Raw genomic sequence first — 11,507 nt, forward strand, 5'->3', positions numbered from 1 at the left:
TCCATTGAATCAATGGTTTGAATTAGTAAAAATATCTTAGGATCAATTTACAACAGTAAATCATAGGCCTTATAATCTTACGTTGATTTTGGATTGGCGAAGGAATTTTTGCTTGATTGCTAACTTAGATAAACTACGCCTAAGCCTTCCTCATGAAAAAAATTGTATTAGTCACCTTTTTAGCATTTTCTCTTACTCCGATTTTTGCTCAAATAAATGCCAAGAAAGTTCTTTTCGTGATTCTCGATGGAATTCCAGCAGATGTCATTGATACCGTATCCACACCCAATATTGATAAAATCATTGCCGAGGGCGGCTTTGCGATAGCAAGTATGGGCGGAGAAGTAGGTGCATACTCAGAAACTCCAACCATCTCAGCAGTGGGCTACAATTCCCTTCTTACAGGAGTTTGGGCAAACAAACACAATGTCTGGGACAATGACATTGAGGCACCGAATTATAATTACTGGACGATTTTCAGGATGCTGAAAGAGGCTGATCCAAGTAAGAAAACGGCGATTTATTCTACTTGGTTAGATAATAGAACCAAATTAGTCGGAGTAAATTTGGCCGAAACAGGCGACTTTATTTTTGACTATTTCTTTGATGGATTGGAGCTAGACTCTTTGAATTTCCCGCACGGAGAGGATAAAGAGTATATCCACCAAATCGATGAAGCGGTGTCCAAAGAAGCTGCTCGACATATCCGGAAGGAAGGTCCAGATCTTTCGTGGATGTATTTACAATATTCTGATGACATGGGACATGCCTATGGCAATAGCCCTCAAATGATCGAAGGTTTGCAAAAAGCTGATGTGCAAATTGGGCGTGTTTGGGAGGCCGTTCAATTCCGGGAAAAATCATTTAAAGAAGATTGGCTGATAGTAATTACCACAGACCACGGCCGTGAGTTGGATGGATTTGGCCATGGCGGGCAATCAGATCGTGAGCGAAGAATCTGGATTGTAACTAATGCCAAGATGACAAACCAACACTTCCAGCAAGTACCCGCAATGGTGGATATCCTACCCTCTATGGCATACCACCTGGGAATCAAGATTCCCAAAAAAATAGCCATGGAATTAGATGGAACTCCATTTATTGGACCAGTAGATGCTACTGATCTAAAAGCTGAACTGAAAAATGGAGAAATTTCAATGAACTGGCAATCACTTTCCAAAGGGCAAAAGGGAAGAGTCTGGGTTTCTACTACCAACGATTTCAAAACTGGTGGTTTGGACAACTATTGGCTGGTAGGCGAAGTGAATTTAGAGGATGGCCAAAAAACATTTTCACTGAATGGCACTCAATCCAAAATCTTCAAAGTAGTGCTTGAAACACCTTCAGGGTATTTGAATTATTGGGTGGAAAAATAGAGGGTTCTAATTGTGCGAAATGATACTAAAGAGTAAATATTTTGTCTAAGCTGGCGGGAAGACCAAAGTTAGGATACCTAAGCTGCTTCCACGGGTACTTCTAATCTAATCTTTGGCGCTTTTATTTGCATTCGGTGAAACAGCTAAAATTTCTGTTATTAAAAAAGGGTTAAACCAACTTACCACGTTAGTTTAACCCTTTTTATTTTTGACACTAAGTTTATTTCTAATCCAACATCACTTTTTCCTTCTTCGGGTATTTCACCTCATATTGAAGAGAAAGCATCTCCTGAGCACCAGGTGCTAAAGTGATAGTCCAAGTCACTTTTCCAGTCTGTGAATCAAGTTTTCCTCCGGAAAGAGCTAATGCTTCTACCGTAATATCTGAATTTACTGATACAGGAATCTGATCTTCCACATTGATAGTCACTGCCTGAGACTTATTATTTTTCACTGTGATTTTATACTCTCTACTTTCTGTAGTATTTGATCCGATTGCCCGCTTTTTGGAAAACTCATCATTTTTCTCTCGCTTGATCACAATACTCCTGTCACGACCCATGGAGATCTCCAATGTATCCTGAAGTGAGGAGCCATCCAAGATTGATCTGCCCACAAAGCCATCTTCAAAATACAAATTACTTTCTCCTTGCAGCAAACTATACTTGCTCCAATCGGCGATTTCAGCAATTAGAAAAGCATCATCATCCAGCTTTGGGACTACAGAATATCTGTAAGAAGCATCAACTTGGAAGTTTTTCAGATCCACCAGGGTCCGCTCTCCATTTGACTTGATCGAATATGGCTCAGCAACTTCAATTTCCACGGTTGTTTGATTTTCAATCACTGAAGTGGCAATACCGCTAGCATCTTCTACCTTCATCTGAGGAGCACTCATTCTTCGCTCTCTATTCGATATATCCATCCCAGCAACTTTACTTTGTAAGGCATTCCCCATTGAAACTACCTCATTTAATGCCTGCATATCTTCCATCATTGAGATATTTATCTGTGAGGAAGAAATTGGAAGTTGTCTCATCTGATATCCGATAAAGGATGCGACTAATTGACTGGCTCCGTTAGGCAGGGTAAGCGAATAATTCCCTTCTGCGTCGCTGACAGTCCCGATGGTTGTTCCTTTTACTATGACTGTCGTGCCTGGAAGTGGACTACCATCCGAAGCGCTTGTAACTCTGCCGGACACCGAGCCGAAAATTTGAGTTCTCCGATTGAACGTCGTCAGTCTGGCGAAATTCAACTCCCACTTCTCTAAGTCAGGGATTTGGCCACCTTGATTAGGATTGCCATTCGAGAACCTGAGTTTAACGTCTTTCCAATCCACTCCGGTATTCTGGTAAACCTCAGCCTTGTAAATTAGTGAAAGCGGAGAACTTATATTTTTCACACGCACATCGTACTTAGGATACCAGCCAGCGTTTGCCACAAGGTAGTTGATTTCGAAGTTTGCAGTACCCGCTCGATCTGCTTTTACTCGAATTCTGATTTCTGAGGTTGATTCATATGCTGAGGCTTGCATTGAGGTGATTTGATTACGTAGCTTATTCATTTCGGAATTTTCATTCTGAATATTCGCTTGAATTTTAAGTTCCTCTGTTTTGATTTTCATCAGCTCAGCATCGTAGAAATCCATCGCCTGCTTCAGCTCTGTAAGGCTAGCTCCATTCTGAGTTCCCCCAATATTTTTATTTGCGTTCAGCAAACTAGTTTTCTCCTTTAAGACTTCTAGGCGTGCAGACTCTATACTTTGGTTTCTTTGTATTTCGTAGATAGAATCCTGAAGCGCTTGTAATTTCGCTCCATTCTTCTGCTCAGAAAGATAGTCAAGGCGTTTGTTTACTGCCTGAATAGTGAAATTTCCCATACCTTTCACCTGAATACTTTTTTCATCTAAATAGGGAGAAAGTCCCTTGATCAAAATAAATGATTCTCCGGCAGAAACTTGCCCGCTTGAAGTTTCGAAGACTTGTGCACCCGAAAGAAAGACAGTGACTTCTTGAATTATTGACTGGAATGTGGACTCTTTGATTTCTTGTGAAAAAGCAATGAAAGCGACCAAACAAAGGGTGAACAAAAGGACTAGTTTTTTCATGAGCTGGGAGTTGAACTATTAATGAGGTAAAAATTTAACGGTTGACGAAATCACATGTTATTAAAAAATCTAAATTTCAGTATGTCTAAACGCGTCCGTAAGCTATTCGTATCATACCATTAAGGTAATTTCACTTGCCTATCATCTATCAATTAACTCTTTTAGGAATCTACATATTAGGTGTTTTAGTTAGATTTTTGGTAAAAATCTTCCTTCAATATAACTATACTGCGTTCGATTTCCATAAAAGGGATAGGAGCTCTATATCTTGCTCTTCATGTGGGAGCAGTTTTAGGTTAATTGTAAAATGGATCTATAAATGCTTAAATAAAAGAGCCCGATTAAATATATTTAATCGGGCTCTTTTATTTAAGCAGCAATGTTACTCCGTCTGACCGGCATGCTTTCCTTCTCGGAATTCCTCTATCATTTTTTTATTGAATGCTGGTAAATCTTTTGGGCTACGGGAAGTGACTAATCCATTATCTACCACTACATCTTCATCAATCCAATGTGCTCCAGAATTCTCCAAATCTTTCCTAATAGATTCAAAGGAAGTAAGCGTCCTACCATTTGTCACTCCTGCTTCAATGAGCATCTGAGGACCATGGCAAATTGCAGCAACTGGTTTATGATCGGTAAAAAAGCTTTTCACAAAAGCAACAGACGTCATATCCCTTCGCAATAAATCTGGATTTATCACACCTCCTGGAAGCATCAAGGCATCAAAGTCCGTGGCACTGACTTGATCTACACGTGCATCTACTTTTACTTCATCACTCCAATCCCCATTTTTCCATCCTTTGATATGATCATTCTCGGGAGATATTATAAACACTTCAGCTCCTTCTTTTTCTAATGCTCGTCTGGGTTCTGTAAGTTCTGACTCTTCAAATCCATTCGTAGCAAGAATTGCTACTCGTACATCTTTTAATAAACTCATGATAGTAGTGGTTAAGTTGGCAAATACTTTTCAGATAAAAGTAGCTTCGATTCGGAAGCACTTATAGAATAACCAACACCATTCCAAAAAGAGAATCATGCCTTAGAGAACGATTAGCAGGATTCATGATTCTCATGTTTTAGAATTATTCCACAATCTGAGGATTGAAAGCTGATATTTCGGTAAAAAATATAGCCTTTTTGAGTGAAGACTATCTGAAATTCAAAAAGCTTTTACTTAACCATTTTTCTTCTAAACTTATTTTGGCCCACTCACCTTTAAGTGTTGAAATGAATACTTCTTCAGACTTCATGAGATTATCCACGATAGAGAACTCAGTACCTGGACCACTTCGCACACGAAGCACATTAGCATTGACGGTAGCTCTTTGTACATCTAAAGTGAATTTCCCATAAACCCAGTGCGATTGACTGCTGGATATCTTATACCAACCGTTAGACTCTCCATACACTCTTAATATAGCACCTAATTGTGCCGCGTCTCGATTCCTAACCTTAGAGGCCGATCCTTTTGCATCTGTCCTAATATTTAGTGAACCAGCAGTCACTACGATATACTTCTCGATGCTATCTGACAAGCTCGGAATTGCAGTCCTTTGCATTTGCTGCTGCACAAATGGGAGGAAATTAGTCATACAATCATCAACTTTATTTCCACCAAAGAAATCTGTCCCAGGACAAGATTTATTCCCTCCAGTTCCATTGTTTCTTTTGCCAGTACTCAACTCAAACCAGTGATGATAGATAATACTGAAAGTGCTCACTGGAAGTCTGAATTTATCGCAAAGCGCAGCGTTCATTTGGATAATGGCAAGTCGATGTGCATTTGTCATTGTGTCTCCCCCTACATCAAAATTACCCAAATGTTCTATGCAAATGGAATCACGATTAGCTCCATAAATACAGGCTGGGGTAGCCTCTAGTGATCTTCCTGTCACAATAGTACCGTCTGGGAAACTGGTAAAATGCTGGCCAATATCACTCCATCCATTATTTCTGATGTGGTGATTTTTCATGGCTATCTGTCTTTCAAAATGATTTCTGCCATTAAAATGTGTGTAATTCGGACTCCAAGTGTGGTGTTGTTGCACCGTAATAATAGTACGCGCGATGCGCTGAGACTGTATCCAAGAAATAAATTCAGAAGAGGTCATTTTCACAAATCCATAATTACTTTCCATAAGAATAGGGGTTAACTAGTAATAACTGATATCAAATTCCTTCCACCCCAAGTTAGCCAGATTTGCTTAATCATTGATTTTGAATGATTTATAATTTAAACTATAAGTGATTTATAGATTTGTAAAAGTTATTTTTGATCTTCCATTATCAAAACTAACCAATCAGTATATTCCAAGAATCCTTACTTTCCTACTTAAGGTCATCATGAAAGCATTTCTATTACTTGTATTTATTATACTAGTTGGACCAATACAATGGCTACAGGCACAAGATGCGTATAAGAAGTCTATTCTGGAATTCCAGCATGAATTGAATGAGGAATATAAAAACCCTATAGAATCCCCCTTATCCATTAAGGATTGGAAAGCTTTTGAGGGACATCAGTATTTCCCCATCGATGAGAAATACCACATCGTTGCCAACTTCGAGAAGCTTCCAACAGCCAATTTTTTTCAGATGAAAACAAAAGCTAATTCTATTAAAGATTACGATGTATATGGGGTGGCGACCTTTACACTGGATGGAAACAAATACCAACTCAATGTCTACCAAAGTCATCAGCTCAGAACGCAAGAGAAATACGAAGATTATCTATTTCTACCTTTCACAGACCAATCCAATGGGGCTGAAACTTATGGTGGCGGAAGGTACATGGACTTAAAAATTCCTTCCGGAGATACGATTGAATTAGATTTCAATAAAGCGTATAACCCTTACTGCGCCTATGCTACAGGTTATGCATGCCCTATTCCACCTAAGGAAAATGATCTAAAGCTCTCAATCAAAGCAGGCGTGATGTTGCTTAAATGACGGGCGTTTCTTCACAAATTACAAATTAAGAAAAGTAAAATTGTAGTATAGTGCAGCCGGAAGATTCACAATTCCACCAAGAAATTTCCACAAAATAAGCCCCATCATTGAAATGATGGGGCTTATTCTAGCTAAGTATTTCTTATTTGCCTTTTTGTCCAATAGAGATCATAGCGCATCTGAAACCAATATGATTAGTAGCAGAATCTTGGTGCATAAATCTTCTAGTACCTGGAGCGAGCCAATATGCTACATCTCTCCAAGAGCCACCTTTGTAAACTCTTAGTTCGTCTGTAAGCATTGAAGTCTTATATGTATCTTCTTCATCTCCTACCCCTGTATTTCTAACTGGGTTAAGGTCATCTGCATCTTGAAATGTTAGTGGGCGATAAATATCCTGAACCCACTCGTTCATGTTACCAGCCATGTGGTACAAACCAAAATCATTTGGAGCCATATCATAAACATTGGTAGGAATAATGTCTCCATCATTTGACTGTCCTCCTGCTATACCAGCATAGTCACCTCTACCTCTTTTGAAGTTGGCAAGGAAATCACCTTGCTTACCTTTTCTTTTTACATTATAAGGATTACGAACTCCCCTTCCATCCCATGGATAGATTCGGCCGTATTCCTGATTTTCGTCTAAGTACTGAGTGCCGATCATTGCTTTAGCTGCGTATTCCCATTCAGCTTCAGTAGGTAGTCTATAGTCAGCAAGTGCTACACCTCTTTCTATAAGTTGACTTTTAGTAAAAGACGAGTCTATTCCCCTGTCTTTTCTAATAATCTCCTGAACGTATTCCGTTCTCCACTTTGAATAGGCATTTGCTTGATTCCAAGATACTCCCGCTACAGGGTAAAAATTGAACCCTGGAAATCTAAAGTAATAAGATTGGTACATGTCATTAAAACTCATTTCACCACCAGCCCACACATTATCTTTAGGCTCTAGCTTGAGAAGTGAATCTGCACTGACTTTTTTCTTCATATCGAAAAGATATTCTCGATAATCGTTGTTGGTCACTTCGGTTTCATCCAAATAGAAGTTTGATAGTGTTACTGTTCTTTCCTGATTGTCACGGAAAGCCATCACATCCTCTTCTTGCGAACCAAGAACAGCTCTTCCTCCTTGGATAAACTTCAAGTTAGGACCTGGAATTTGCTCAGCATTTTTGGCTACAAAAAATTGGGTAGAATCGTTTTCTTCAAAACTGAATTCTGCACCGGTAGTCGCACTTTTTTTACCAGGTTTTGCAGCAGTTCTTCTGCCGTATCCCGGAGTTTTATTACAAGAGGTTAAAATAGAGCTTCCTATTATAGCAAAAGCCGCTACCCACATTCCCCAAGATTTGTTACTCAGACGCATATATATAATTGTTTAAGGTCTTTTTCAGTGTGCTAATATAAATGCAATGTCAAGCACTTCCAATGATTTGATATGAAGTCCCTTAAATGGCTTTGACAAAAAACAGTCAAATCTTCAAGAGATCAACAAAATCGGTAGGCAAATCTGCAATTTTTATGCCATTAAATTATTTCAAAATTATGCTTCATTCATCTCCTTAAGCTTGATTTGCGCCTTAGAAATAGTCGAAACATTGGATAGTGTAAGAATCAAACGATTCTTGTACTCCTTTATTTTGCAAAGTTTACTATTCATTTGCGCAAATCGCATGATTTTTTGGAAAATATTCGAAGAATAATAATCATCGCGAGTTGAAGGCAATAAGTGACATTTCATTATACTTCCTTTCAATACCAACTTTTCAATTCCAAGCTTCTCTGCTTTCCATCTTAGACGAACCGTTTCCATCAAATCCACAACAGAGGCAGGTAAAGGCCCAAATCTATCCAATAGCATGGTAGAGAATTTGCCAAGCTCTTCCTCATCCTTGATAGCGTCTAGCTTTGAATAAAGCCCCAAACGCTCACTGATATTCCCTACATACTCTTCAGGAATCAGCAGTTCCAAATCTGTCTCTATCGTACAATCCTGAACCAAAACCTTGACTTTTTCTGCCAAATCTGTTTCAAATAATGCAGCGAATTCATTTTCCTTCAACTCCTGAACAGCTTCATCGAGGATCTTGTGATACATCTCAAAGCCTAAGTCTGTAATAAATCCACTTTGCTCGGCTCCTAAAAGGTTACCTGCACCTCGAATATCTAGATCCTTCATCGCCACTTTGAAACCATCTCCCAAATCTGAGAATTCCTCCAGCGTTTGCATGCGCTTTCTAGCTTCTGTTGTCAAGCCGGACATCGGTTGAGTAAGGAGGTAACAAAATGCTTTCTTGTTACTTCGACCAACTCTTCCTCGCATCTGGTGCAGATCACTCATGCCGAACATGTGTGCACGGTTGATCATAATCGTGTTTGCATTTGGGATATCCAAACCAGATTCTATAATGTTGGTAGATACCAACACATCGTATTCGTGATGAATAAAATCCACCATGACTTTCTCAAGCTTTTTCCCATCCATCTGGCCATGTGCACCAACCACACGGGCATCAGGAACTAACCTCATGATCAAATTGGCAATAGAGTCAATCTCTCCTACCCTATTGTGCACAAAGAAAACCTGACCTCCACGTCGTAATTCATAAGAAATTGCATCCCGAATTACTTCTTCTTGGAAGGTTTGAACTTCTGTAGTTACTGGCTGACGATTTGGCGGAGGCGTAGCAATGATAGATAAGTCTCTTGCTCCCATGAGGGAAAAGTGTAAAGTTCTTGGAATTGGCGTCGCTGTCAAGGTGAGCACATCTACGTTTACACGGAGGTTTTTCAGCTGATCTTTTACTTTCACTCCAAACTTCTGCTCCTCATCAATCACCAAAAGGCCCAAATCCCTAAAGACGATGTCCTTATTGACAATCTTATGTGTACCTACTAGAATATCAATCTCTCCAGTTTTAACTTGAGCTATGATTTCTTTGATTTCTTTAGCGCTGCGAAAGCGATTGATGTATTCAATTTTCACAGGGAAATTACCCAAGCGTTCACTAAACGTCTGGAAATGCTGCATCGCCAGAATCGTAGTAGGAACCAAAATAGCTACTTGCTTACGATCATTCACCGCCTTGAAAGCTGCTCGTATCGCAACTTCAGTTTTTCCAAAACCCACATCACCACAGACCAGTCGGTCCATAGGATATGATTTTTCCATATCCGTTTTTACATCCTGTGTGGCTGTAGCTTGGTCAGGAGTATCTTCGTAGATAAAGGAAGATTCTAGCTCTATTTGAAGAACAGAATCAGGATTAAATGCAAAACCATGTGCTGATCTACGCTTCGCATAAAGTGCTATCAAGTCCTTTGCAATGTCCTTAACCTGCTTCTTGGCTTTGGATTTCTTATTTTCCCAATCTGGAGAACCCAGTTTAGACATAGACGGAGCAGAACCTTCTTGACCCGAAAACTTGGATATTTTATGCAAAGAGTGAATATTCACATACAGCAAATCATCATCTCTAAAGACAAGTCGAACTGCTTCCTGCATTTTACCGACCACATCCACCTTTTCCAAACCTGCAAATCGGCCAACTCCATAATCCACGTGAACGATGTAGTCGCCTGGGTGCAAAGCTTTCAGTTCCTTAATAGTAAGAGCTTTGGATTTACTGGCTTTGTCTCGGGTTTTATAGCGATGAAAACGCTCAAAAAGCTGATGATCCGTAAAACAGGCAATCTTAGACTGTTTATCGTCAAACCCCTCCCGAAGTCCAAGCAGCATACTTTGTACTTGTAAAGTCGGGTCTAGTTCTTTGAAAATCCCCAGCAGTCTGTCAATCTGCTTACCATTTTCAGCTGTTAGAATATTGACAAAACCTTTCTTTTCGTTCTCGGCAAGTTGCGCTACTAATAATTCAAAATTCTTATTGAACGAAGCTTGAGGCTGAGAGTCCCAAGTAGTTTGCTTGGCATTTTTCAAATAAAACTGCTTCCCAAATTCCACTCGAGAGAAATTGGCAGAAAGCGTTGAAAAGTCATTTCCTCTATCAAATAAATCTCCAGGACCGAGGACAACTTTGGTATTGTTAGTTTTATTGATGATCTGGTCGAAAGCTAAAGATGCTTTGTGAAAGCACTCATCCATCACATCCAATGTCAACTGATAATCCTTAATCCAGACGATCGTTTGCTCGGGCAGAAAGCTCAAGAATGATTGCCGCACTTCTTGAAGAAGTTTGGTTTGTACGTTTGGAATCAACGCTATTTGATCCACGCTGGCAATTGATAGTTGGCTTTCTGGATCAAAAGTTCGGATGCTTTCAATCTCTTTTCCAAAAAGCTCTAATCTGTAAGGGTGCTCATTGGAAAATGAAAACACATCCAAAATTCCTCCTCGAATGGCAAATTGACCTGGTTCATAGACAAAATCCGTCCGCTCAAAATCGTAGCTAGCCAAGATTTCTGTGACGAACTCCATATCCACTTGCTCACCTACTTTGGCAGAAAAAGTGTTTTCAAGAAGTGAGCGTTTGTTGATCACTCGCTCGTAAATCGCCTCGGGATACGTGATGATTATACGTGATTTGCCCTTCTCCTCTAGCACGAGATTTAGAATCTCAGAACGCATCAGGACATTGGCGTTGTCAATTTCCTCGTATTGATAGGCCCGCTTGAAACTCGAAGGGAAGATCATGTGAGCCTCACTATTCAGCAGATTCTGAATATCAGAATTCAGGTAAGCAGCTTCCTCTTTGTCTTGCGCTATGATCAGATGAAATCCTCCTTTGGTCTGAAAAAGAGAAGAAAATAGCACCATATCCAAACTTCCCGATAAGCCCTTTATCTGGTGTGTGAGCTTGTCGCTACTTGAAATCTCGTGCGCGATCGTTTGAAAAATAGGGTCTGATTGGTAAATGGAAAGAAAATCTTGGCGATCCAAAAGCTTGTGGTTTGATTCTAAGTTGGTGGCGCAAAGTTAGCGTTTTATGAATTCTAACGATTGAATCCAAAAAGCTTTTCGCAGCTAATCCAAAAATAGGAAGGGGATTAGAGTTCGGAAACTTTGTCTTTATCCGAGCAGAATAGCTTTACAACGGATAAATCAA

The 11,507-nt window shown here is 39.7% G+C and carries 7 protein-coding genes; 2 read left to right on the plus strand and 5 right to left on the minus strand.

All coding sequences use genetic code 11. The features are described from left to right. Positions 1 to 152 precede the first annotated feature (152 nt). Entirely contained in the window at positions 153 to 1,376 is a 1,224-nt protein-coding gene (locus BVH02_RS13810; protein WP_086502046.1) for an alkaline phosphatase family protein, read from the plus strand. A gap of 226 nt (positions 1,377 to 1,602) precedes the next feature. On the opposite strand, the gene BVH02_RS13815 is transcribed toward BVH02_RS13810, so the two are convergent. The 3 genes from BVH02_RS13815 to BVH02_RS13825 form a co-directional block, all read right to left on the minus strand. After that, complete coding sequence (locus BVH02_RS13815) at positions 1,603 to 3,486, minus strand: DUF4139 domain-containing protein (protein ID WP_086502047.1); 1,884 nt, start codon at positions 3,484 to 3,486, stop codon at positions 1,603 to 1,605. 382 nt (positions 3,487 to 3,868) lie between these two features. Continuing rightward, complete coding sequence (locus tag BVH02_RS13820; protein WP_086502048.1) at positions 3,869 to 4,429, minus strand: type 1 glutamine amidotransferase domain-containing protein; 561 nt, start codon at positions 4,427 to 4,429, stop codon at positions 3,869 to 3,871. A gap of 211 nt (positions 4,430 to 4,640) precedes the next feature. Then, positions 4,641 to 5,630: an N-acetylmuramoyl-L-alanine amidase gene (locus tag BVH02_RS13825; protein WP_086502049.1), complete on the minus strand. Its 990-nt coding sequence runs from the start codon at positions 5,628 to 5,630 to the stop codon at positions 4,641 to 4,643. Positions 5,631 to 5,835: 205 nt separating this feature from the next. Between BVH02_RS13825 and BVH02_RS13830 the strand changes: the two genes are divergently transcribed. After that, the gene (locus tag BVH02_RS13830; protein WP_086502088.1) at positions 5,836 to 6,441 is read left to right on the plus strand and encodes a DUF1684 domain-containing protein; all 606 of its coding nucleotides are present in this window, start codon (positions 5,836 to 5,838) and stop codon (positions 6,439 to 6,441) included. 142 nt (positions 6,442 to 6,583) lie between these two features. Here the strand turns inward: BVH02_RS13830 and gldJ are convergent, their stop codons facing one another. Together gldJ and mfd are read right to left on the minus strand one after the other, a co-directional pair. Continuing rightward, positions 6,584 to 7,810 (minus strand): gliding motility lipoprotein GldJ, encoded by a 1,227-nt coding sequence (gldJ, locus tag BVH02_RS13835; protein ID WP_086502050.1) that lies wholly within the window; start codon positions 7,808 to 7,810, stop codon positions 6,584 to 6,586. Positions 7,811 to 7,987: 177 nt separating this feature from the next. After that, positions 7,988 to 11,341 (minus strand): transcription-repair coupling factor, encoded by a 3,354-nt coding sequence (gene mfd, locus BVH02_RS13840; RefSeq protein WP_086502051.1) that lies wholly within the window; start codon positions 11,339 to 11,341, stop codon positions 7,988 to 7,990. Positions 11,342 to 11,507 lie beyond the last annotated feature (166 nt).

It is taken from the genome of Algoriphagus ratkowskyi (genome assembly GCF_002150505.1).
Classification (GTDB): Bacteria; Bacteroidota; Bacteroidia; order Cytophagales; family Cyclobacteriaceae; genus Algoriphagus; species Algoriphagus ratkowskyi.

What these genes read in the sequence shown, in the direction of transcription:
- gldJ (WP_086502050.1), bottom strand. Translation starts at nt 7,810, where the DNA reads ATGCGTCTGAGTAACAAATCTTGGGGAATGTGGGTAGCGGCTTTTGCT.
- BVH02_RS13815 (WP_086502047.1), bottom strand. Translation starts at nt 3,486, where the DNA reads ATGAAAAAACTAGTCCTTTTGTTCACCCTTTGTTTGGTCGCTTTCATT.
- BVH02_RS13810 (WP_086502046.1), top strand. Translation starts at nt 153, where the DNA reads ATGAAAAAAATTGTATTAGTCACCTTTTTAGCATTTTCTCTTACTCCG.
- BVH02_RS13830 (WP_086502088.1), top strand. Translation starts at nt 5,836, where the DNA reads ATGAAAGCATTTCTATTACTTGTATTTATTATACTAGTTGGACCAATA.
- BVH02_RS13825 (WP_086502049.1), bottom strand. Translation starts at nt 5,630, where the DNA reads ATGGAAAGTAATTATGGATTTGTGAAAATGACCTCTTCTGAATTTATT.
- BVH02_RS13820 (WP_086502048.1), bottom strand. Translation starts at nt 4,429, where the DNA reads ATGAGTTTATTAAAAGATGTACGAGTAGCAATTCTTGCTACGAATGGA.